The organism is Clostridium sp. Cult3 (genome assembly GCF_021655115.1).
Taxonomy (GTDB): Bacteria; Bacillota; Clostridia; order Tissierellales; family Tepidimicrobiaceae; genus PPXY01.
In genome coordinates this window covers 41,613-65,170 of sequence record NZ_PPXY01000034.1, presented here as the reverse complement: position 1 = coordinate 65,170, position 23,558 = coordinate 41,613, and the positions used below count along the sequence as shown (strand labels likewise).

The window sequence follows — 23,558 nt, the reverse complement described above, 5'->3', positions numbered from 1 at the left end:
AATTTACACCCCATAATATTCCTTATACCACTCAACAAACTTTCCTATCCCCTCATCTACACTTGTTTCAGGTTTAAATCCTACATCTCTTATCAAATCATCTACATCTGCATAGGTTTTAGGGACGTCTCCTGCTTGTAGCGGTAAATATTCTTTTTTCGCTTCTTTATCTAAATGTCTTTCTAATGTTTCTATATATTCCATTAGCTGTACTGGTTTGTTATTACCTATATTATATATTTTATATGGTGCATGGCTTGTACTTGGATCCTGGTTGATGTTATCATAGTTTTCATTTGGTTTAGGTGGATTAGCTATAACTCTTATTACTCCTTCTATGATATCGTCTATATAGGTAAAATCCCTTTCCATTTTCCCATAGTTGAATACTTTAATAGGTTCATCATTAAGTATAGCTTTAGTAAATAAGAATAACGCCATATCTGGTCTACCCCAAGGACCATATACTGTAAAAAATCTCAATCCAGTTGTAGGTATTCCATATAAATGGCTATAGGTATGAGCCATTAACTCATTAGACTTCTTTGTTGCTGCATATAAACTAACAGGATGATCTACACTATCACTTGTCGAAAAAGGCATCTTTTCATTAGAACCATAAACAGAGCTAGATGATGCATATACTAGATGTTCTACTTCATTATATCTACAAGCTTCTAATATATTCATAAATCCCATTATATTAGATTCTATATATGCATAAGGATTTTTAAGACTATATCTTACTCCTGCTTGGGCTGCTAAATTTACTACTATATCTATTTTATTTTCTTCAAAGATTTTATCCATAGCTTGTCTATCTTGTAAATCTGCATATCCAAATGTAAACCTATCTTCTTTTTCTAATATATCTAATCTTGCCTTTTTTAAATTTACATCGTAATAATCATTTAAATTATCTAGTCCTATAACAGTACAGCCTTCTTTAAGTAATCTTCTCGATAAATGAAATCCAATAAATCCTGCTGCTCCTGTTATTAAATAAATTTTGCTTTTATCCAATTCTTTATAGTCCTTTCTCATATCATAGCCTCCAGTATAAATAATTCATATCTTCTGCTTCTTTCCTATTAAACATTCCTTTTATATCTATAAGTACATATTTTGGACTTCCATCTTCTAGTTCTGATGTTGCTGCAACTTCATCCATTACATTTGAATAGCCATTCCATCTTTGATTATATAATTTCTTAATGTCCTCTAACTTTATAGTTTTAAACTCTTCATGGGGAACTGCAAATATTATTGCATCCATGTCCTCTATATCCTCAATATTATGTAGTTTTATTCCATAAGTTTCCCATAAATCTTCCTCATCTGCTACTGGGTCTACTACTTTTACATTTATTCCATACTCTTCTAATTCCTTTATAGCATCTACTACCTTTGTATTTCTAATATCTGGACAGTTTTCTTTAAATGTAATCCCAAATACTGCTACTGTAGAGCCCTTGATTGGTTTGTCAGCTTTTATCATGTTTTTGACTACATTTTCAGCTACATATTTACCCATATCATCATTTATTTTTCTTCCTGCAAGGATTATTTGAGAGTGATACCCTATTTCTTCTGCCTTATATGTAAGATAATATGGATCTACTCCTATACAATGTCCTCCAACTAAACCTGGGCTAAAGTTTAAAAAATTCCACTTTGTACCTGCTGTTTCTAGTACTGCCTTTGTATCTATTCCTAATTTATTAAATATTATAGAAAGTTCGTTCATAAAAGCAATATTTATATCCCTTTGAGAATTTTCTATTACTTTTGCAGCTTCTGCTACTTTAATACTTTCTGCCTTATGTATACCTGCTTTTATTACTAAGCCATAAACTTTAGCAATGATTTCCAGCGACTCCTCATCTATGCCTGATACTACCTTTACTATATTTTCTAGTCTATGTACTTTATCTCCTGGATTAATCCTTTCTGGTGAATAGCCTACTTTAAAGTCTTGTCCACATTTTAGCCCAGACTCTTTTTCCAAAATAGGAATACATATATCCTCTGTAACTCCAGGGTATACCGTAGATTCATATACTACTATTGAACCTTTGGTAAGATTTCTTCCTACGGTTTTACTTGCTTCCATTACTGGTTTAAGATTTGGAATTTTGTCAGAACTTATTGGAGTTGGCACTGCAATTATATGGAATTTACAATCCTTTAAATGCTTTTCTTCCCATGTCAATAATGCTGTAGTTTCCTTTATAGCTTCATCTCCAACTTCTTTAGTTACGTCTACTCCATTAAGATATTTTTGTACTTTTTCTTTTGATATATCAAATCCAACTACATCTGCAACTTTTGCAAAGGATATGGCTAGTGGCAATCCTACATAGCCTAGCCCAATTACTGATATTTTTTCATCTTTGTTTTTAATAGCTTCATATAGATTCATATTAACGACCTTCTTTCAAAATATCGTTTATTACTTTCATATATTCATTTATAACAATATTTCTATCAAACTCTTTTTCAACTTTTTTTCTGGAGTTTTTCCCCATAATCTCTTTGCTTTCTTCATCTAGTTCTATAAATTGAATTAACTTTTCCTCCATAGACTCCACCGATTTAGGCTCAAATAAGTATCCATTATACCCTTCTTCTATTATTTCTTTGCATCCGGGTATGTTAGAAGCTATAAGGGGTTTCCCCATAGCCGCTCCTTCCAGCAGCACATTAGACATGCCTTCATGATATGAGGGATTTACTATACAATCTACTTCTCTGATCTCATTTCTCACATCATCGGATCTGCCAAGATATTTTATTCTTTTATTTTTATTGTCATAGATAATATCCTTATATCTATCTTCTTCAAAGGAACCTAGTATCTGAAATTCTATATTGGAATATTTTTTGATTAAACTTTCTGCTACTTGCAAATACTCTTCTATTCCTTTTTCTTTCATTATCCTTCCTATAAATAGAAATCTTATAATGTCATGTTCTTTTGTCTTCTCCATAGGTTTAAACTTTTCAATATTTACACCAGAACCAGGGATTAACGAGCATTTACTTCTTTCAACCATCTTATTATTAATAAATAGACTCATATTGTTAGTATTCTGAAAAAACACATGGTAAGATGCTTTACAACCTATCGAATATAGGTTTTTTGCTATTAATTTAACAACTTTATTGCTATGAAATCCAGTTCCTAAACCAGTCACATTAATAACAACCTTTTTTCTTAATAACTTACCTGCAATTGAACCATATATATTAGGCTTAATAGTGTAAGTTATGATAACATTAGGGTTTAAACTCTTTATCGTATTCAGATATTTAATAAAAACTCCTATATCTTTAAAAGGGTTTTTATCTCTACCTTGGAAATTTACAAATGCGAAGTCGACATTTATACTTTTAAAATAATCTAATTTATTATTATCCTTACATTCTGGAATACATATAATTACCCTATAGATTTCACTTAATTTTTCAATTAACTCCTTTCTAAGCGAATAAACCCAATCTATATGATTAGCTATAATTAAAACTTTTTTCATAGTTAAACACCTATCTTTATAGATTCTTATTTCAATTCCAAGTACATAAACATATTGCGCCTTGCTTTCATCTTTTACCTACCTATCATCCCTAGCTACAGCAATCTCATCCATTGCTTCTTCCATTAATAATTCCTTATAGTATATAATTGTCTTATATAATCCTTCTTCTATTCTATATTTTGGAATCCATCCTAATTTTTCTTTTGCTTTGTTAATATTAAAAAATGAATTCTTTATATCTCCCTCTCGTTCTTCTCCATACTTTACTTCAATGTCCACATCCATAATTTCTTTCATAAGATAAAATAGTTCCTTTATAGAAGTGGCTTTTCCAGTTCCTATATTAAACACTTCTTTATTTCCTTTATGTAAAGCTTTAATATTGGCTTCTACAATATCTTCAACATATATGAAGTCTCTTGTAGCGCTGCCATCTCCAAATATAGTCGGAGATTCACCTCTAAAAAGCTTGTCCATAAATATAGCAATTACGCCACCTTCACCTTTAGGATCCTGTCTTATTCCATAAGCATTAGAATATCGAAATATAGTATAATCTATACCGTAAAGTTTGCTATAGGTTTTAATATACCTTTCTGGGGCAAATTTAGAAATCCCATAATAAGACACAGGATTAATAGGATGGTCTTCATCAATCCCTAAATACATTGGTTCACCATAGACAGCTGCTGATGATGGATATATAATCTTTTTTACGCCAACTTCTTTACAAGCTTCTAAAATATTAATTGTCCCTAGTATATTTATATCTCCATCAAGTATAGGATGTTTAATCGATTTTTGAACATCGATTTGAGCTGCCTTATGATAGACAATTTCAATTTTTTCTTTTTTAAATATATCTGCAACCTTTCTACTACGAATATCTAATTGATAAAACTTTGCTTTGTTATGTATATTATCTAGTCTGCCAGTCGATAGGTTATCTACCACAACAACGGTGTGCCCCTCTTTTATTAATCTATCGACTAAGTTTGAGCCTATAAATCCTGCACCGCCTGTTACCAATATATTCATTATTTTAGCCCCCTAATTGTGCCTGATATACGTTGTTTAACTCTTTAAGAACTTTTTCTATTGAATAGTTTTGTATTAATTCAACTCCTTTTTTACCAAACTGATTTCTTAAGTTTTTGTCTTTATAAAGTTTTTCTACAGAATCAGCAAATCCCTCTATGTCATTTATATCTACTACAAACCCATTTTCACGATTACGTACCAATTCACGTTGTCCCCTACAATTTGTAACAACAAGAGGCAAACCTGTTGCCATAGCTTCCATAACATTAACTGGTAATCCTTCACGTCTAGATGATGCAACCGCAACATCCGATATTCTTAATAGATTTGATATATCTTTACGAAAACCTAGAAAACAAATTTCTTCTTGTAAATCTAATCTTCTAACCTGTTCTTCATATTTTCCTCTAAAGTTTCCATCACCAGCAAGTAAAAGTTTAATATTAGGTATTCTGCTTTTAAGCAAGTTAACTACATTTATTAGTAAATCTTGATGTTTATTATAATTTAATTCAGCAGCATAAAATAATATAAAATCGTCACTCTTAAACCCATATTTTTTCCTTAATTCTTTTTTTACTTCAAAAGATGTGGGAGAAAACTTATCTAAATTAACTCCAACTCCATGTACGTGAAATAATGAATTAGATTCTTTAAAATTCCTTCTTTTAACTAATTCATAATCTTCTTCATTTATAGTTATTATTATATCTGTCCACCTTGCAGCTAGTTTTTCTAAAGGGTAGTATAATAACCAGTTTTTCAGCGGAGCGTCTTTATAAAAATGAAAACCGTGGGCAGTATAGACCACCTTTGTATTAACAATTTTTCTGCAAGCTAATCTAGTCAAAAATGCTGCAACAGGTGTATGAACATGCACTAGTTTATAATGCCCTTCTTGAACCAACTTTTTTATATCTTTATATGCCTGGTAATTATTTTTACTAACTGGAGACCTATCAAATTTAATATCATAAATATTACATCCAAGTTTAAGTAAATCGGGGCCAGGCTTTTTCGTAATATTAGCAGCTACATCTACTTCATGTCCATGATTTATCAAATATTCAATATGTGGAATTAAAAAAGTGTTAACAGTACCTATAACCGTGGTAACATATAATATCTTCAACCTTACATCGCCCACCCTTATTCTTATTTATATTTTTTTAACTTCTCCACCACTACCTCAACTTCATACTCATTCAAATTACTACTACAGGGTATATTTATCAAGTTCTTTTCATAATACTCTGCTCTTTCAATATCATATACTTGATTGTCCAAATATGGTTTCTGCTTATGTATCAATCTCCACAATGGCCTAGTTTGAATATTTGACTCATTTAGCTTCCTTAATAATTCATCTCTATCTATACCATAATTTCCTTTATCCACTACTATAGAGTAAAACCAATGATTGGCTCTTGTATCATCTCTAAATGGCAGTAGTGTTAATCCTTCTATGTTTTCTATAGCTTCTTTGTATAGATTATAATTTCTAATCTTTGTTTCTATAAAACCTTCTAGTCTATCTATTTGATCTCTTCCAAAGGCTGCTTGTATGTTGGTCATACGATAGTTATATCCTATTTCATCATGAACAAAGTATAGTGAATCTGTTTTAGCTTGTACTCCTAAAAATGCTACCTTGTCTAGTAATTCTTGATTATTAGATACAACCATTCCCCCACCGCCAGTTGTTATTATCTTGTTGGCATTGAAGGAATATACTCCTATGTCTCCAATTGTGCCACAGTGTTTTCCTGCGTATTTGCCTTCTAGGTAATAGGATCCTAGGGCTTCAGTAGAGTCTTCTATTACTTTTAAATTATATTTTTCTTTTATTTCCATTAGTTTTTCCATGTTTGCTGGATTACCAAATACGTGGACTACTACTATGGCTTTTATTTGCTTTTTAGTTTTTTTATTGATTACTTTCCCATCTATGTAATCGCACTCATTTTCCAGAAACTCTTCCAGCTTGTCCATATCCATGTTTAAAGTTTCATCACAATCCATGAATATGGGCTCTGCACCCATGTATCTAACAGGGTTTACCGCTGCTATAAATGTAAGTGTAGGTACTATAACTTCATCACCAGGTTCTATACCTAGTACCCTCATTGCAAGATGTAGTCCTGCTGTACCCGATTGACAAGCTACTGCTCTTTCTACACCTACGTATTTGGCTACTTTTTCTTCAAATTCAGTTATAAATCTTCCTCCAGTTGATACCCAACCTGTTTCTATGGTCTCTTTGACGTTTTCTAATATGTCTAGTGAAAGGTTAGGGACTGAGAGGGGTATTGGTTTGTTAGTCATTTATCTCACCCAATCTATGTTAATTTTTTTTAGGGATATAATTATTTATTACGTATGGTCTCTTACCAGACGGTAATGTTGGTATATCATCAACTAATTCCATCTTTACAATTGCATCTTGTCCCATCCAGTTCTTAATTCCATTTATAATCTTTTCTTCTTCTATGTCTGTACCTTCTATTTTACATACCTTAAATCTATAATTATTTCTACCATCTTGAATAAATTGATATTGAATCACGTTAGAATAATCCTTCATTACTTCATCTATAAAATAAGGGAGTACCTTTTTTCCTTCAGTGCTGTATACTGATTGTATTGTTCGTCCATGTAGGCTTTCAATAATAGGGCCCTCCAACCCACAGGAACATTCTGTGCCCCAAACACCAAGATCTCCAGTTTCATATCTAATTAGTGGTATTGCATACGAAAACAAATCTGTTACAACAATTCTTCCTACCTCTCCTTCTTTTGCAGGTTTATCTTCATTTAAATCCAGTATTTCAACTTTATAACTTGCAGTATTTATATGGTGTTTTTTTGAAGTTGAACACTCATGAGCTAAAACACCTAGCTCCTCTGTAGAATATCTACTTAAGCAAGTACAACCAAAAGTTGATTCAATAACATTTCTTTGACTACCAAGTAATGGCTCTGAAGAAGTTATGACACCGATTATAGAAAAATCTTCAGATACATCTCCTTGTTCATTACAATACTGAGCAACTGCAGATATAGCTGTAGGAAATCCAATTAAAACTTTTACTTTTTTATCCTTAATAATGTCTCTAGCATTTTTTAACCAATTATCGTCGATTACTCTAGTATATATGTAATATTCATTTTGCATAATTAGTTTTAACCTTGACTTATTAACTCTTGCTCTTAAATATGCATGTTTAGTTCCAACATAATATCTGGCCCATTCACTAAAATAGATTATTTCTGCAGTTTGCCTAGCCTTCTTTTCATTAGTAAGATAAAATGTAAAAGGTGTTCCATATGACCCACTTGTTTTTACACTTATTAAATCTTGCATTCTATATTTATTTGATAAAAATCCCTCGTAATCGTTCTTAATATCTTTTTTTGTGATAATTGGAAAATCATTTAGGCTTTCATATTCTTTATACTTTCTGTAATGATTCGTGGTATTTACTGCATGATATAATAAATTGTCTAAATATTCTTCTGTTCGTTTATTACCTAGTTCCTCATTTCCAATAATTTTCTTTATATCATCATAAGGTTTTCTTATTTGTCCTTGTCTTAAAAAATCTAATGTCCAAAATCCACATTTTCTTATATTTTCACCTAGCATTTTTTATCCCTCTTTTTAATATAGTATTGCATAAATTTAGATTAGTAGGGCAAACTCAAGACTATTCTATTATTTCTTATAATTCATTTTCTATACTAGTTAAACTTTATTGGCTTTGCTGGAATTCCTACAGCTGTACAATTAGCAGGTAAATCTTTAATAACTACTGATCCAGCACCTATAGTAGTAGCTTTATCAATTTTTAATCCTTGTATTATAGCTGCTCCTGTCCCTACAGTAGAATACTTCCCTACACTCACATTCCCAGATACATTGCATCCTGGCATTAATGTAGAATAATCCTCTAAAATAACATCATGTCCTAATGTGCATCCTATATTAATATTACAGTGATTTCCTATTCTGCATTCAGGGTTTATGATAACCCCGCCACATATAATATTTCCTTCACCAATAGATATATATTTGCTGACTATGGCTTTTGGATGTATTAAATTAACCCAATTAATATTCATAAATTTACTAGCTATTTTTTCTCTTGTCTTTCCTTCCCCTATAGCAATTACAGAATGCACCTCTTTATGTTCTGCAATTGATTTTAAATAATCTGTGTCTCCAATTATTTTATAATCAAATACAGTTTTACCCAATAAATTAGGATTATCATCAATTATCCCTACTAAATCATATTCTCTATGAATATTGTTTATTTCCTCCACAATTTCTATAACCTGTTTGCTAAATCCTCCACTACCTATTATGTAAAGAGATTTCATATATTAATTCATCTCCCTGAAAACTTGTTACTTTTATTTATTTCTTCAAAATTAATTCCTTCTCTTTTGAAAACCTTTATAACTGTTTTAAATAATATTTTTATATCTAAAATCAAATTAAAATTATCCACATACCAAACATCGTACTTAAACTTTTCTTCCCATGATATTGTGTTTCTACCATTTACTTGAGCTAAACCTGTTATCCCAGGTTTTACTTCATGCCTTCTGGCCTGTTCTTCATTATATAATGGCAAATATTCAACCAATAAAGGTCTCGGTCCTATTAGGCTCATGTCACCTTTTAACACATTTATTAATTCTGGTAACTCATCAAGGCTTGTACTTCTTAACATCAATCCAAATTTTGTATGTCTTTTTTCGTTGGGAAGTAAATTGCCTTCTTCATCTCTTAAATCTAACATTGTTCTAAACTTTATCATTCCAAAAATTTTACCATCTTTTCCTGGCCTCTCATGGATAAAAAATATGGGCCTCCCTAGTTTTAGGTATACCATTATTGAAATAATTAAAAACAATGGACTTAAAATTATTAATCCTATTAAAGACAATATAAAATCTATTATTCTTTTAATTATTGGATACACTTTCATAAACAACATCCTTCTCCGTATTAAACTCTATGCTCCCCCACCCCAAAGAACCTAACCACCCTACTCATCTCATAATCCATATCCTTCAATCTTCCCATTATATCCTCTTCAAAGGTGTAGCTGGTGATGATTATGGCGTCGTGGGGGTAGTTGGGTATTTGTTTTGTGGATATTATCTTATATCCTAGTATTTCTTTGCCTTGTTTTTCTTTGTCGTCATCTATTACTGCCAATATATTAAGTGTAGAGTTTTCTCTGTCTCTGATTACTCCTATGATGGTTTCTGCTACTTCTCCTGCTCCATATAGTAGTAGGTTTTTGTAGCCTTTTTCTTCTACCTTTGATAGAAATTCTTCCACATTGTTTTTAGCTAAATGATAAAGACCTAAAAGCTCCCTCATATAGACTATCAGTAGATAGTTCTTCCGCTTTATACCTTCGGGAGTAATCTTGTAGTTGACTGTTTTAGTGGATATATATTCTCTTTTTAGATACTTTTCTTCTTCCAATTCTTTTATATATACATTAACCATAGATGGTGCTGCCCCTATGATATTTCCTAGTTCCTTTTGGGTTATGCTAGGATTCTTTTCTATTTCCTGTAATAGAATCATTTCCTTATATACAATAGTTGGGTTGAAAAACTTCATATTCATCCTCCATCCTTTCGTTCGCCGTACGAATGATTATAGTATAGCATGGATGGATATTTGTGTAAACCAATAGTATCTATTGATTGCCTTATTTTAAGCCATACTCTTTCCCAACCTTAGCTTCATCCTATCTATTACCATCCTGATCTCCTCTACTCTAAATAGATAGCACAGTCCTATATATACCATAGCCCCTATAGCTACAGATACTATCAATATCAACAGTTCTATCATCTTGCCTCCTATGAATACCCGGTTTAGCCCTCCATATAGGAAGTATACTACTACTCCCATTATTATAGATGCTACTAGGGTTTTGACCATACATTTTCTATTGGTACTATGATCTATATCATCTACCCTTTTGTCTAAATCCCTTATGAGTAGAATAGTAGCTATAGTAGTGGATATACTAGTGGCTAAAGCTAAGCCCCCATGGCCTAGAGGTTTTATAAATAGAAAGTTTAAACCTATATTTGCTCCTACAGCTATAGCACTATTTATCATTGGTGTTTTGGTATCCTGCATGGAATAGTATACTTTATTTAACATAAGCATTAAGGCCATGCCCACCAACCCTACGGCGTAGAATATCAAAGCCTTTGCAGTCATAACTGTAGCTGTAGCATCAAAAGCTCCCCTTTGAAAAAACAGCCTAACTATAGGTTCAGATAATATGATCAATCCTACAGTTGCTGGCAGGGTTATCAATAGGATTATATTGATCCCATGGCTCATGATGATATTTATCCCATCCATATTATCCTTATTGGATTCTTTAGACAGCATGGGAAATATCACAGTAGTTACAGCTGCTATAAATACCCCTAGTATTATGCCATTAAGCTTACTTGCATAATTTAAAGAGGATATGCTTCCCTCCTGTAGACTAGATGCCATGGTCTTATCTACTATCATATTTAATTCATTGATAGCTGTACCTACCATTACTGGCAAGGTTAATAATAATGCCTTTTTTATATACCTATCTTTAAAATCTACTTTAAACCTATACTTGTATCCCTGCTTTTTTGCTGCTGGAATTTGGATGAATATCTGAGCTAAAGCTGCCAACACACTAGCTACCATTAAGCCCTTTATGCCAAAACTAGGGGATAAAAATATTAGATACAATATGTATACCGCATTAAAAGGCAATCCAATAGCTGCTGGTGCTAAAAAGGATTCATTACTCTGTAAGTATCCTGTAAATATAGCTCTAGTTCCTGTAAATAGCATTATAGGTAGACCTATACGGGTTAGATTGACTGCTAGTTGGAACTGCTCCCCTTCAAATCCTTTGCCCATTACCCTAATAATCATGGGAGATAAAAACCAGCCTAATATTACAAAGAAAACTGCTAGTATATTTACCACATTTATTAGATTATTCATATAGTCTATTTTTTTATCATGGCCATTTTTTACTTCTATTTCAGCAAGTATAGGTATAAGGGTAGTATTTAGTCCTGCTGCTACCATGCCCATAAGAACGGTAGTAGCTGATAGAGCTACAAAGTAGGTGTCAGTTTCCATACCTGAGCCAAAATTTAATGCTATTAAAACTTCCCTTAAAAAACCTAATAATTTGCTTATAAGCGAAAATATTATGATGATTATTGCAGATTTTGCTGCCTTCTTGGCTGATCCCATCCAATATTCCCCCTACAAACCCATGGTAAAATTTTTTCTATGGATTTAGTACAATCTTCCTATGTAAATATAGGTAACAATGCCTATGCTTATCTTATTATACCAAATTTTCATTCCAATCTCAAACCATTAATGGCATACTTACCAATTTTCCTACATATTTTATTTCTCATTTTTCGACATGTTTTTGAAAAAGGAGAATATTATATTATCTTATACAGTAATTTATAGTTTTGTGTTATAATTTATTAAATATCCTTATGGGAGGTGAAAGCTTATGAAAAAGAAAACAGGCAAGTATATATTATTAGGTATTGTCGGAATTATTATCGTATTAGTTGCTGTTAATTGGGGAGATATAAAGCTTTTGGTCAATATGATGTCAAGGAGTTCTAGTGGTGATGAACAGATTGCTAAAGAAGAATTAGCCGATCTTAAAAATCCTTTGTTGGATATTATTGAAGAAGGAAATATTAAGTCGCCTTCAGTAGATGAGAATACTGAGGATGAAAAGGATGATTCTTCTATAGAAAATATTGATAGTAAAGATAAGGCTATAGAAAAAAACAATGAGAATCTGTATGTGGAAATACTAGCTAAATATAACTCTAGGTTTGAAGCATTGCAAACAAATTTTGAAGGCCAACTAGATAATATGGTAAAGAAAGGATACCAGGAATACAAAAATGGAGATATGTCCAAGATAAAACTTGCAAACAAATACATCTCCATGAGCAAGGCTCTAGAAAAGGAAAGCGATGCTAATTTCAATCAGGTATTAAAAGAGATGGAACAGGAATTGAAGGACAATGGTTTTGATACCAGTATTACCAAGGATGTAGATTCTTATTATAAGAATTATAAGGAAAAGAAGAAGATGGATATATTAGCTAAGGGGAGCAAGGTGAAATAAATGCTTTTTCTAAAGCTGAAGGTTTTTTTAAAAAAACCTTCCATATTATCATGATAAGTTCTTTATAAAGAGAGCTTGACAATAAATCATTACCTGGACTATGAATACCAATATACTCATAAAACACATTCCATAAACCAATCCTTAGCTCTTTATCCATACCATCTTTTTGGATATCAACTTTAATAGGTATTAACCCCATCCTTTGAGAAAATCTCATCTTATACTCCTTCATTAGGATTGATAGATTGAATCGCCAAAAAGCAAAGCTAGACAGCTCTCTTCGCTGTCCAGCTTATATATATTAATGTACATAGACCTAAATACTTAGCCCTATGCACTGATTTGTAAAATGTTTAGTATAATTCTTTATATTCTTCTGTTGCTTTGACAAGTTCAGAAACTATACCTGGCTCTGTAGCAGAATGACCAGCATCATCTACTACTATAAATTTCGATTTTGGTAGTGCCTTATGGAGTTCCCAAGCAGTATATATTGGGCATACTAAATCATATCTTCCATTTACAATAATAGTTGGTATATGGGAAATTTTATGTGCGTTTTCTATGACAAAGTTGTCTGATTTAGCAAACATATTGTTTACAAAGTAATGACATTCTATTTTAGCTATAGCTATTGCATTATTTGGATCGCTAAAAGATTCTATTAGATCCTTGGATGGAATTAGTTTTGATATACTACCTTCCCAGGCACTCCATGCCTTTGCAGCTTCCATCTGTTTTTCTTCTTCGCCCTTTGTAAAGATATCATAATAAGCTTTAACTATATCGTTACGCTTATGCTCTGGTATAGGCTTCAAATATTCTTCCCAAACTTCTGGATAAAATCTTGATGCTCCCTCCTGGTATAACCACTGAACTTCATTTTTCCTAGAAAGCCATATCCCACGTAATATTAATCCCAATACATTTTCAGGATGTAATATAGAATAAATAAGGGATAAAGTAGCGCCCCAACTTCCACCAAATACCACCCATTTGTCTATGCTACAATGTTGCCTTATTTTTTCAATATCTTCAACTAAATCCCAAGTGGTGTTTTCTTTTAATTCTGCATGAGGTGTACTATTTCCACAACCCCTTTGATCAAACAATATAATCCTGTAGAATTTAGGATCAAAAAATCGTCTGTTCATTGGATCTAATCCTGCACCAGGTCCCCCATGTAAAAATAATATAGGTTTCCCTTTAGGGTTCCCTGCCTCTTCATAATAAATTGTGTGTAAATCGGATACCTTTATATAACCTTTTTCATAGGACTCTATTTCGGGAAACAAGGTATATCTATAATCCATGAATATCATCTCCTTTAAATTATGTTCACCATGCAATACCTAATATTATAAATTTTTAATTTTGAATGCTTATTTCCTCAGTTTTTTCACCAAAGAATTGGTCGATTACTATTTTGGGTGGTTTTTCCGTATTCAAACTAACTATAATCATCAATAGTACTGATACAATAGTCCCTACTATTACAGCATGTATTCCATATGGAGATCCTATCAAGAACCAAATTATATAAGCGATTAATCCACCAACCATAGATACAATTCCACCTTCTTTGGTTGCTCTTTTCCAATACAGTCCAAATATTATAGGTACAAAGAATACAGCACCTGCTGCACCAAAATTCAACATTTGAAAGATTAGCACTTGTGCTGGTTTCATAAGGGATATGATCATTCCCAACAATCCTATAATCACTACACAAATCCTTACAACCTTTAATCTTTCTTTTTCATCCATTTCTTTTCCTAAGGTTTTAACAATAAAATCGCTACCTATAGCTGTACCAGCAGTTAATAATACCGTATCTGTAGTTGAAATTACTAATGATAGCACCGCTGCAATTAATATACCTGCACCCCATGGTGGCAATACCATCTGGACTAACATTGGAAATGCAAAGTCGGGATCAGCTAGATCTGGTAACATAACCCTAGCACCTGCTCCTAGAAGCATGGCTGCACCATAAAAGAGGAATATGACTACAGAACTCCACGCCAAACTTTTTAAGACACTTTCTTTGCTTTTAGCACCATAAGCTTGTCCTAAAAAAGATGGGTGGGAGGAATTTCCTATACCCCAAACTGCTGCATTACTAATAACAAATGCTAAAGCTCCTTCTTCTTTGAATGTATAGATAAGATTTGGATCAATTGTTGCCAGTTGATTGTTCATTTCAGTCATCCCGCCTAGCCTTGCCATCACTATGGCAGTGGTAATTAATACTCCACCAACCCCTATAAAAGCACAAATAGTATCATTAACAGCTACTGCTAGTAATCCTCCTAAAAATATGTAGGATATAGTTATTATAGATACCAGTATAACTGATAAAGAGTAATTCCAACCTAAAAATGCCTCTAATGTTTTAGCCATTCCCATAGTCTCTACAGCTACAAATATTACATATAGTCCTGCGATAAATAAAGCTGAAAACCCTCTTGCAAATTTTGAATAATATCTATCCTCAAAGAAATCAGGTATAGTCTCCTGGCCATAATCCCCTTGTTCTCTAATTTTTCCAACTAAGAACCTACCTACTATAAATACAGATATAACTGTTCCTAAAATTGATGAAAAACCAGACCAACCTGAGTCATATAAAAAGCCCACATATCCTACTATTGAACTACTACTAAGGAAGGTAGCTACAAACATGCCAGCACCTAACAGTACGCCTATGCTCCTACCTGCAGTAATATATGAACTAGCATCAGTAACTTTTTTTCTAGTCTTAAAACCTATTATTATCATAATCGCCATAAATACAAGTATACAAAATAAATAGATTCCATAATGAGTCATCTATTTTACCCCCTCTTTTTTGATTTCCTTTCGTACGGTTATTATGTTTATTAATACAACTGCAATTATTACTATAATCATCCCCCAAGTTTCCCCAGGTAGTCCTCCTACAAAGTTATTCATTTAGTAATCCCTCCCATAGGCATAATCTAACTAATTTAATAGTTTTGAATTCAGTTATGTATCATAAAATCGATCCAAAATTAATTTAATTAGCTTGTCCTCATATTTTTATCAACTTGATTTTGATTAAATTCCTTGGTACTAAATCGAAGGTCTCTACCTATAGTAGTAATATTATTTTGACAGGGGTTGTCATAAATATAAACGCTATACATTTATAAACATGAGGACAAGCTTAGTGTTAAACTACTTTACGTAGATAATAAAGGGTCAAGCTATATTTTTAACATACTAATGCAAATTTTAATATTCTAATTTTTTTGCCTTTCTTGCTAGTTCTATAATCTCATCTGTTGGCCCTACTACTTCTCCATCTTTTAGGAATAATTCACCATCCAACCAAACTGATGAGTTTAGACATATACCATCCGTATGTGATGGTGCTTCAATACCACCAGGTATATCTGAAGTTAACTGTGGTCCTACATTCCCAATTCCCCATTCTGTACAGCCCCATACTCTTTCATCTTCAACAATATCCCCTGTAAGTTTAGCTCCTGGATTAAAACCATAGGATATGTGGGCCATTTTAAACATCCTTTCATCTTCAAAACCCCTTAGAAATTCTTCAAGTTGTTTTGCTTCTATTCCACCATCTATTTTCGTTATTATTCCTTTTTCTACTGTTAATTCTACTGGATTATTTAGCAAACCTGGTCCAGGTACTATTGAACCATCAAATACAATTTTCCCATTTATGGTGTCTAGTTTTGGAGCCCAACTTATCTGACCAGCCATCATTTTCTTTTCCCCATGTCCTACAAATCCATCTGAAGTATAAAAGTCCCTATTTGGTTGGTGATAGAATTCTACATCACAACCAGCAGGTGTGGTAACCTTAACATGCTCTGCGTTTTTCGTAATTTCTTCAACTTTTCTTAAAAAGTTTCCTACTGCAATATTGTTTACTCTTCCAATGTTCCTAATCATTAAGTCCGGATTCATGCCAACTAAGCACATGTATCTTAAATCTTTGTTTGCTGCTACTGCTTCATCAAATGGTGTTGAGTATAAAAGCCATTGATTATTATATTCAATCCATACGTCTGCTTCTTTTAATGCGGCAGTTAAAGGCCCTTGTGGTAAGTCTGGGTCACCAGCTTTTCCAACTCCTCGTGGAGCAGCTACATTTATAGTCATTGGCTTTGCTCCTAATGCATATGCTGCAATGTAAATATCCGCCCCCGGCACTAACTTGTTAACTTATTCTCTGTTGTAGTTATAGTACTCCCTAGCAGTCACTGTATCTGGTTCTATTTATTCAATATTACTGTTAAGAAATATATATAGACACAAAATATTGTTTTGTATATACTACTAAATAGGGAAGTATCTAACAAAAATGAAGAGGTGATTTTAGTGACAATAGTATTAATTGCCATTATATTATTATATTTTTATCTTGATAGAAAAAAATACAACAAAAGTATATATAAAGATGAATCCAAACTAAGCTATTTCCAAGTCAAGTTTAACAAAGGCCTTTATGGAGAATACCTGAGTTTCAGAATATTGGAATCTCTGCCTGGATACTCTAAAATATTAGTCAATACCTACATACCTAAAGATGACAAAACTACTGAAATAGATATAATATTTATCCATCAAACAGGAATATATGTGATTGAATCTAAAAACTATGGAGGTTGGATATTTGGAAATGAGAATAACAAAAATTGGCTCCAAACATTCAAAAATGGTCACAAATCATATTTCTATAACCCAATCTGGCAAAACAACACCCACATAAAATGTCTAAAAAATCTATTAAAAGATGAAAAAGATGATGTTTACACTTCTATTATCGTATTTAGTGAAAGATGCACCCTGAAAAAAATAGAAACTTATTCGGATCAATTATATGTAATAAAAAGGACAGAACTTCAAGAGGTAATGGAAAATATCTTAGCAGACTCACGTCAGGTAATATCACCAGATAGGATTCTCGAAATATATAAAATATTAAAGCCCTATACTAATGTGTCGGATGAATTAAAGGAAAAGCATATTGAAAATTTAGGATAGAAAAACACCCGTCCCCAAAGTATCCGTCCCCGGCACTAACTTGTTAACTTATTGAGGATTCTTCAGCTACGCTGCAGGATGACAGAAGAAAATTGTCGTCGACATCCTTAGGTTCATTACCTTGGACCGACGACAATTATGTGTTATTCATTGGTGAAGTAGCTCTCCTTAACTTCACCAGAAAATCTCTGTGGTTCTTTCACGCTAAATATGAGTTAGTCTTCTAACTTATGTTTCTTCCATTTCCCCATTCTTATATATATTGTTGATGCAATTATAGAGATTATAGAGGCTATTGGTGCTGCAACACCTAAGCCTATTAGGCCTTTAGAAAGATATATACTTAATATATATGCTACTGGAATTCTTATCAATAATGATGAGGCTATTCCATTTATCATTGTAAATGTAGTAGATCCACATCCGTTTAAGAATCCATTCAAATTAAATTTGATTGAAACTAGAATATAATCGGAGCTGTAGCTTTTGAAATATTTAGAACCAGCTATTTTTACATCTTCATCTCCCTGAAACAACCCAATTATAGATTGAGGGGATATTTGTGCCCATAAAAAGAATAATAATGAACATGCCAAGGATATGAAAATACTTATGTATAAAGCCTTTTTAGCCCGTTCCAATTTATTTGCTCCAACGTTTTGTGCTACTAATGCTGCTAATGCATTTGAAAAAGCCATAGGTGGTAACATGGAGAATGTCTCAAACTTTGCTATGATACCTACTGCTGCAGACTCTGCAACCCCCATGCTGTTAGCAATAGCTGCAATAAATAAAAACGACATCCATAGTAGTACCTCTTGTAATGATAAAGGAAAACCAATCTTAAATAGTTTTTTCACTTTTTCTTTATTTATAGCAAAATTATTTAATTTAAGATAGGATAAAAGATTGTTTTTTTTCAGATACACAATTGCTAAAACCATACTAATGCCTTGAGAAAGTATAGTTGCTAGAGCTGCACCAGATGCCCTCATTCCTAAATACCCAACAAAAAGAAAATCCAATAAAATATTGAATACACATGCTATGCCGATAAACAAAACCGGCCTTTTAGAATCACCCAGACCACGTAATATAGCACTAATAGCATTATATCCAAATATAAAAACAATACCGCTGGAGGCAATGGTGACATATTTCCTGGCATCTATAAATGCTTCATCAGGTGTGCGTAAAATATTAAGTAGTGGATTTGTAATTACCCACATAAAAATCATAATAAACAAAGATATAATTAACCCTAAAGTAAACATAGTTCCAATTACTTCTTGGGTATCTTCTTTCTTATTAGCTCCATAGTATTGGCCAATAAGTATTGTCCCACCCATGGTGAAGCCTATTATCAATCCATTTACAATCTGCATAACCTGTGTCCCAATTGCAACAGATGATATCCCTTGTGTATCTGTAAACAATCCAACTACTACTAAATCTACTGTTCCATATAAGGCTTGTATTAGATTTGCTATAACAAAAGGTATTGAAAAAAGCAACAACGAATTGTATATATTTCCTTCAGTTAAGTTGTGGTTTAATTTTCTCAATTTGTTTCAATCCCTTCCTATATATTAAAGATTATCTAAAAAACAACAAATAGAAAAATATTTATATTTTTCTATTTGTTGTTTTTAACTATACAATAATAAGATTATTATATCAACTAATACTCCAATTATCTACTTCATTAGATGATGTTCTAGTATTTGCTTGCTTCTTGTTTGACTAATCGGGAGGAGCTACTAGCTAAATCATTTTCATGGGAACTTACTATAGATAAAAAGGATTTTTGCCATCCTTATAGAATATTGTATATATTAACCATTACACTCAAATCCATTGGAGGTGTTAGGATGAAAGTTGAAGATTTGAAAAAAGAACTGTTTAAAGATAATTATTTAGATATAGCAATTGAAGAATATCTAAAATTTAAAGATCAAGATGATTACGGTGAGACATATAAAAGAGAAGTTTTGAAGGAAATCAATAATTATTTGAAAGATAAAAAAATAACTTCTGAAAATGTAGTGGAGATAATAAAATACTTCCAAACTCAAAATCCATCTAGCGGTGGTTTTGTCCATTGGAGCAACCTTGGCAACCTGAAGGATTATGCAACAGCAAAGCCTCTAGAGGTGGCAGAGCTTTTGAATTATTTATATGAGGATTCTGCTGATTTAAATGACAGGATTACAAGGTTTTTAAATGCTGGCAAAGCCTACAATAGAAAAATTAGTTTAGGTACCCCACTCTTTGGATATTTATTGGCAGGATATGACTTGGAAAAATACCCCCTATATAAAGACGAAATATATAGGGACTTCTTAAGACCCTTTGGAATCAATAAAAACTTAGGCGATATACCCACTAAATATACTAATTACTATGAACTATGTACTATATTACTGGATTATTTCAATAAAAACCACTACATAGACAATCCAAATATGTTAGATGTACAAGACTTCATATTCTGCACAACCCAATACCACGAACTGCATGCTAGGATATCCCTTAGGTATATTTATGAACATGCCGAAAAGATCAGATCCTTTGAACTAGATGATGAAGTCTTTATAGACTATATAAATAAATTAGATAAAGAATTTTTAAATAATATTCGTATTAAGTATGAAGGAGATGACAAGGTAAATTTCATTAGATTTAATATTGCAGATAAAATATTAAATGAGGGAAGCATAGATATTGATCAACTAGAAGGTATAAAAACTGAAGCTCTAAATAGGTTTGGAGAAAATATACTAAAGCAATGGAACAATTTTAGAATATTATTCCCCTTTTATTATGAAAAGTATAAAGAAAAAGTAGGTATAGAGTTTAGAAAGCTTTTCGATACCGTTAAATCCATAGAGGAATTTAAAGATTTTGAGTTCAAGGAAAATAAGTTTATATCTGACTTTTTCGGTCCAAATAACTATGGCAACTCTCGATGTTGGTTTGTACTATATCCTAGTGATAAAAATAGTCACAAGGATTCAGCTCAATTATATTTAGGTATTGGATATACGAAAGAAGAAGACTATAACCATATATCCTACGGCCTTACTTTTGGTGACGAATTAGAAAAAAAGAATAGATCCTTAATAAAGAATGTCGATATAGTAGAAAATCCTGATGATTTTAGTTTCAAAGATATGAAACAGAAAATGTTAGAAGTATTTGATGAATTTAAAGAAATTAACAAAAGTGCTGATAAGGATATCAATGGTAATGGTACTGATAATGGAAAAACCTACGATCTTGAAGTGGATTTCAATAGAAATATTGAAATCAAAAAACTATTCTTTGAAAATAAAAATATTTTATTAAACCAAATATCTACTGCACTTAAATCAGGAAAAAATATTATACTTGTAGGCCCTCCTGGTACTGGTAAGTCAAAACTAGCTAAGGAAATATGCGAATCCTATGAAATAGAATATGAAATGACTACTGCTATGTCCGATTGGTCTACCTATGATACTATTGGTGGATATAAACCTGGTAAGGATGGGAATTTGTATTTTGATGAAGGGATATTCTTACAGCTATTTAAAGATAAGGATGATTTTTCTCCTATAAATAAATGGCTAATCATAGATGAAATAAATAGGGCTGATATTGACAAAGCCTTTGGTTCCCTATTTTCTGCTTTAACAGACGATAAGATTACCTTACACTTTAAATCTCAGTCGGATAATAATATAGTTTTAAAACCTGAAGAGGATGGCGATATGATAGAACCTAATGATTATGAATATATAATACCTAAAGACTGGAGAATTATAGGGACTATGAATACCTTCGATAAAACTTCTCTATATGAGATGAGTTATGCTTTCATGAGAAGATTTGCTTTCATACCGGTAGGAATACCAGAAAATATTGATGAGGATATTATGCAAAAATATTTAACCCTTTGGGGAATAGAAGATAAGAGTATCAACGATATAGATCTGAAGGAAGGTTTAGTTGAAATATGGAATATCATCAACAAATATAGGACAGTTGGTCCTGCTATTATTGAAGATATTGCTAGATATGTTAGCGTTCAAGGGGATTATACCTCTGCGTTAATACTATATGTACTACCCCAATTTGAAGGAATTATGCCAACGGATATCATCAGCTTTACTAAAGAGTTATATGCTTCTAGTATTAAAGATTTTTCTAATCAAAGAAATATGCTAGATAATTTCGTTAAAGATTTCTTTAGAATATAGATAATTTAGAGGAGTTATTATGATGAAAACCAGCAAAGAAGCACTGCTAAAGGATATTTCTGATGATTTAATTATATATCTAAAGTCTGGCAAACTATCTCCTAGGCCTTTTCTCAATAAATTAAATTTAAATATTGATAGAATAGAAGATCTGTTAAAAATACACTTTCTATTGTTGCCAGAAGTAAGAGAATATATATTAAATTTACCTATTTTAATTAGAAATTTGAAAACCTCCACTAGTTTTACGAGAACAATTAACCAAGGGGAAATTAGGGGAAGTATCCATTGGCAGGAAACCTTAAATAGACGTTTAAATTATAATTACAAAGATCCAACCCTATTTGTCTGCAATGAAATAGATAAATGGTATAATACCAAGGAAAATATTGTATTAAAAGAGTTTATTGAAACCCTATATAACATCATATTTGTAGATATTTCTATGGATAAATTCGTCCATTATTCCTGGTATGCTAGTGGTCAGGATATAAATAATATTGTTAAACAAATATATGAAAAAAATGTGTATATAAATAGAATAAATATAGAAGGAGTTCATGTAACCGATAGAATGGTTGAAGATGTGACAAAGGATAGGAATATCCTATATAGTACCGCTGCTCAACTATTACAAAAGTATAGGAATCTAATGAATCTAAATCTAGATGTGACTATGGTGAAAGAGTTGTTTGAAAGAACCTTCATAGAAATTGCTGATGAAAATACCTTGTTTGAATTATACTGGATCATCAATATAATAAGGGAAAATGCCATAGACGAGAAAATGTATATTGTTGACGGTACTAATAATATTGTAGCTAGCTGGCAGGATGATGAATTCTTATATAAGATATACCATGATAGTACAGGCTCTAACAATCTTTCTTTTAATATTGGTTTTGATGAAGTTGAAGGTTCAGATAATGAATATTTAAATAGAAAGATAAAAGCGATAAACAGTACCAAAACTATTGCTAAGTCACTATTTAATAATATTAATTTTAGTGATAACTTTTGGAGCGGAAGACCGGATATACTAATTGAAATATGCCGCAAGGATACTAATGATTTGGTTAAAATAATCATCGGTGAAGTAAAATATACCACCAATAAAAATTATATAATTAAGGGATTAGAGGAGTTGCTAGAATATATTTATTTCATCAAAGAAAACCATATTAATTCAAAGTATATATTTGAAAACCCCTCTAGTACCATTGATGTTGAAGGTATATTGTTTGTAGATAAGGTAGATATTGATTATAAATCTTCCCTGGTAAATATCCATCCCCTAATAAATATCCGCCCCTGGTAAATATCCGCCCCCGGCACTAACTTGTTAACTTATTCTCTACTATGGTTACAGTACTCCCTGGTAGTCACTAAATCTAGTTTTATTTATTGAATATATGTGTAAGCACCAAAAAACTGCTGAGGAATAATCTCAGCAGTTTCCAATTATAAACTGATAGCTT

At 32.0% G+C, this 23,558-nt stretch carries 21 protein-coding genes; 4 read left to right on the top strand and 17 right to left on the bottom strand.

Features of this window, described 5'->3' with window-relative positions:
* Window positions 1–3: 3 nt before the first annotated feature.
* The 11 genes from C3E88_RS07410 to murJ all read right to left on the bottom strand — a co-directional run bounded on the left by C3E88_RS07410 (window position 4) and on the right by murJ (window position 11,883).
* Window positions 4–1,044 (bottom strand): NAD-dependent epimerase, encoded by a 1,041-nt coding sequence (locus C3E88_RS07410; RefSeq protein ID WP_236909536.1) that lies wholly within the window; start codon window positions 1,042–1,044, stop codon window positions 4–6.
* 1 nt (window position 1,045) lies between these two features.
* Entirely contained in the window at window positions 1,046–2,422 is a 1,377-nt protein-coding gene (locus C3E88_RS07405) for a nucleotide sugar dehydrogenase (RefSeq protein WP_236909535.1), read from the bottom strand.
* Between the two features lies 1 nt (window position 2,423).
* Window positions 2,424–3,536, bottom strand: a complete 1,113-nt coding sequence (locus C3E88_RS07400) for a glycosyltransferase family 4 protein (RefSeq protein WP_236909534.1) — start codon at window positions 3,534–3,536, stop codon at window positions 2,424–2,426.
* Between the two features lie 78 nt (window positions 3,537–3,614).
* Window positions 3,615–4,577, bottom strand: coding sequence for an NAD-dependent epimerase/dehydratase family protein (locus tag C3E88_RS07395; protein ID WP_236909533.1), 963 nt, complete (start codon window positions 4,575–4,577; stop codon window positions 3,615–3,617).
* A 4-nt stretch (window positions 4,578–4,581) separates the two neighbouring features.
* A complete protein-coding gene (locus C3E88_RS07390; RefSeq protein WP_236909532.1) occupies window positions 4,582–5,727 on the bottom strand; it encodes a glycosyltransferase family 4 protein in 1,146 nt (381 codons plus the stop codon).
* A gap of 8 nt (window positions 5,728–5,735) precedes the next feature.
* Window positions 5,736–6,905 carry a LegC family aminotransferase gene (locus C3E88_RS07385; protein WP_236909531.1) on the bottom strand — a complete coding sequence of 390 codons (1,170 nt, stop codon included), beginning with the start codon at window positions 6,903–6,905 and terminating at the stop codon, window positions 5,736–5,738.
* A gap of 19 nt (window positions 6,906–6,924) precedes the next feature.
* A complete protein-coding gene (locus tag C3E88_RS07380) occupies window positions 6,925–8,226 on the bottom strand; it encodes a phenylacetate--CoA ligase family protein (protein ID WP_236909530.1) in 1,302 nt (433 codons plus the stop codon).
* A gap of 95 nt (window positions 8,227–8,321) precedes the next feature.
* The gene (locus C3E88_RS07375; RefSeq protein WP_236909529.1) at window positions 8,322–8,963 is read right to left on the bottom strand and encodes an acetyltransferase; all 642 of its coding nucleotides are present in this window, start codon (window positions 8,961–8,963) and stop codon (window positions 8,322–8,324) included.
* 8 nt (window positions 8,964–8,971) lie between these two features.
* Entirely contained in the window at window positions 8,972–9,577 is a 606-nt protein-coding gene (locus C3E88_RS07370; protein ID WP_236909528.1) for a sugar transferase, read from the bottom strand.
* 20 nt (window positions 9,578–9,597) lie between these two features.
* Window positions 9,598–10,227 carry a winged helix-turn-helix domain-containing protein gene (locus C3E88_RS07365; protein WP_236909527.1) on the bottom strand — a complete coding sequence of 210 codons (630 nt, stop codon included), beginning with the start codon at window positions 10,225–10,227 and terminating at the stop codon, window positions 9,598–9,600.
* 96 nt (window positions 10,228–10,323) lie between these two features.
* Window positions 10,324–11,883 carry a murein biosynthesis integral membrane protein MurJ gene (gene murJ / locus C3E88_RS07360; RefSeq protein WP_236909526.1) on the bottom strand — a complete coding sequence of 520 codons (1,560 nt, stop codon included), beginning with the start codon at window positions 11,881–11,883 and terminating at the stop codon, window positions 10,324–10,326.
* Between the two features lie 277 nt (window positions 11,884–12,160).
* On the opposite strand from murJ, the gene C3E88_RS07355 reads away from it, so the two are divergent.
* Window positions 12,161–12,796: a hypothetical protein gene (locus C3E88_RS07355; protein WP_236909525.1), complete on the top strand. Its 636-nt coding sequence runs from the start codon at window positions 12,161–12,163 to the stop codon at window positions 12,794–12,796.
* On the opposite strand, the gene C3E88_RS07350 is transcribed toward C3E88_RS07355, so the two are convergent.
* From C3E88_RS07350 to C3E88_RS07335, 5 genes are all read right to left on the bottom strand, one after another.
* Window positions 12,774–13,031: an AbiJ-NTD4 domain-containing protein gene (locus tag C3E88_RS07350; protein WP_236909524.1), complete on the bottom strand. Its 258-nt coding sequence runs from the start codon at window positions 13,029–13,031 to the stop codon at window positions 12,774–12,776. The genes C3E88_RS07355 and C3E88_RS07350 overlap by 23 nt on opposite strands.
* 121 nt (window positions 13,032–13,152) lie before the next feature.
* Window positions 13,153–14,112, bottom strand: a complete 960-nt coding sequence (gene pip, locus C3E88_RS07345) for a prolyl aminopeptidase (RefSeq protein ID WP_236909523.1) — start codon at window positions 14,110–14,112, stop codon at window positions 13,153–13,155.
* Window positions 14,113–14,167: 55 nt separating this feature from the next.
* Window positions 14,168–15,631 (bottom strand): sodium:solute symporter family protein, encoded by a 1,464-nt coding sequence (locus C3E88_RS07340; RefSeq protein WP_236909522.1) that lies wholly within the window; start codon window positions 15,629–15,631, stop codon window positions 14,168–14,170.
* Window positions 15,632–15,754, bottom strand: coding sequence for a hypothetical protein (locus C3E88_RS12335; protein WP_272878488.1), 123 nt, complete (start codon window positions 15,752–15,754; stop codon window positions 15,632–15,634). It lies immediately after the preceding gene.
* 303 nt (window positions 15,755–16,057) lie between these two features.
* Window positions 16,058–16,954, bottom strand: a complete 897-nt coding sequence (locus tag C3E88_RS07335; protein WP_236909521.1) for an aminopeptidase — start codon at window positions 16,952–16,954, stop codon at window positions 16,058–16,060.
* Window positions 16,955–17,173: 219 nt separating this feature from the next.
* Here C3E88_RS07335 and C3E88_RS07330 point away from each other — a divergent pair, with 219 nt between their 5' ends.
* Complete coding sequence (locus tag C3E88_RS07330; protein ID WP_236909520.1) at window positions 17,174–17,839, top strand: nuclease-related domain-containing protein; 666 nt, start codon at window positions 17,174–17,176, stop codon at window positions 17,837–17,839.
* Between the two features lie 215 nt (window positions 17,840–18,054).
* On the opposite strand, the gene C3E88_RS07325 is transcribed toward C3E88_RS07330, so the two are convergent.
* The gene (locus tag C3E88_RS07325) at window positions 18,055–19,404 is read right to left on the bottom strand and encodes an MATE family efflux transporter (RefSeq protein WP_236909519.1); all 1,350 of its coding nucleotides are present in this window, start codon (window positions 19,402–19,404) and stop codon (window positions 18,055–18,057) included.
* Between the two features lie 306 nt (window positions 19,405–19,710).
* Between C3E88_RS07325 and C3E88_RS07320 the strand changes: the two genes are divergently transcribed.
* Complete coding sequence (locus C3E88_RS07320) at window positions 19,711–22,080, top strand: AAA family ATPase (RefSeq protein ID WP_236909518.1); 2,370 nt, start codon at window positions 19,711–19,713, stop codon at window positions 22,078–22,080.
* Window positions 22,081–22,102: 22 nt separating this feature from the next.
* Window positions 22,103–23,398, top strand: coding sequence for a hypothetical protein (locus tag C3E88_RS07315; RefSeq protein ID WP_236909517.1), 1,296 nt, complete (start codon window positions 22,103–22,105; stop codon window positions 23,396–23,398).
* Window positions 23,399–23,558: the final 160 nt, after the last annotated feature.

Bases quoted from the DNA above. Each gene is read 5' to 3' on its own strand.
- C3E88_RS07410 (WP_236909536.1), bottom strand. From the start codon at position 1,044: ATGAGAAAGGACTATAAAGAATTGGATAAAAGCAAAATTTATTTAATA.
- C3E88_RS07405 (WP_236909535.1), bottom strand. From the start codon at position 2,422: ATGAATCTATATGAAGCTATTAAAAACAAAGATGAAAAAATATCAGTA.
- C3E88_RS07400 (WP_236909534.1), bottom strand. From the start codon at position 3,536: ATGAAAAAAGTTTTAATTATAGCTAATCATATAGATTGGGTTTATTCG.
- C3E88_RS07395 (WP_236909533.1), bottom strand. From the start codon at position 4,577: ATGAATATATTGGTAACAGGCGGTGCAGGATTTATAGGCTCAAACTTA.
- C3E88_RS07385 (WP_236909531.1), bottom strand. From the start codon at position 6,905: ATGACTAACAAACCAATACCCCTCTCAGTCCCTAACCTTTCACTAGAC.
- C3E88_RS07380 (WP_236909530.1), bottom strand. From the start codon at position 8,226: ATGCTAGGTGAAAATATAAGAAAATGTGGATTTTGGACATTAGATTTT.
- C3E88_RS07375 (WP_236909529.1), bottom strand. From the start codon at position 8,963: ATGAAATCTCTTTACATAATAGGTAGTGGAGGATTTAGCAAACAGGTT.
- C3E88_RS07370 (WP_236909528.1), bottom strand. From the start codon at position 9,577: ATGAAAGTGTATCCAATAATTAAAAGAATAATAGATTTTATATTGTCT.
- C3E88_RS07365 (WP_236909527.1), bottom strand. From the start codon at position 10,227: ATGAAGTTTTTCAACCCAACTATTGTATATAAGGAAATGATTCTATTA.
- murJ (WP_236909526.1), bottom strand. From the start codon at position 11,883: ATGGGATCAGCCAAGAAGGCAGCAAAATCTGCAATAATCATCATAATA.
- C3E88_RS07355 (WP_236909525.1), top strand. From the start codon at position 12,161: ATGAAAAAGAAAACAGGCAAGTATATATTATTAGGTATTGTCGGAATT.
- C3E88_RS07350 (WP_236909524.1), bottom strand. From the start codon at position 13,031: ATGAAGGAGTATAAGATGAGATTTTCTCAAAGGATGGGGTTAATACCT.
- pip (WP_236909523.1), bottom strand. From the start codon at position 14,112: ATGGATTATAGATATACCTTGTTTCCCGAAATAGAGTCCTATGAAAAA.
- C3E88_RS07340 (WP_236909522.1), bottom strand. From the start codon at position 15,631: ATGACTCATTATGGAATCTATTTATTTTGTATACTTGTATTTATGGCG.
- C3E88_RS12335 (WP_272878488.1), bottom strand. From the start codon at position 15,754: ATGAATAACTTTGTAGGAGGACTACCTGGGGAAACTTGGGGGATGATT.
- C3E88_RS07335 (WP_236909521.1), bottom strand. From the start codon at position 16,954: ATGACTATAAATGTAGCTGCTCCACGAGGAGTTGGAAAAGCTGGTGAC.
- C3E88_RS07320 (WP_236909518.1), top strand. From the start codon at position 19,711: ATGAAAGTTGAAGATTTGAAAAAAGAACTGTTTAAAGATAATTATTTA.
- C3E88_RS07315 (WP_236909517.1), top strand. From the start codon at position 22,103: ATGAAAACCAGCAAAGAAGCACTGCTAAAGGATATTTCTGATGATTTA.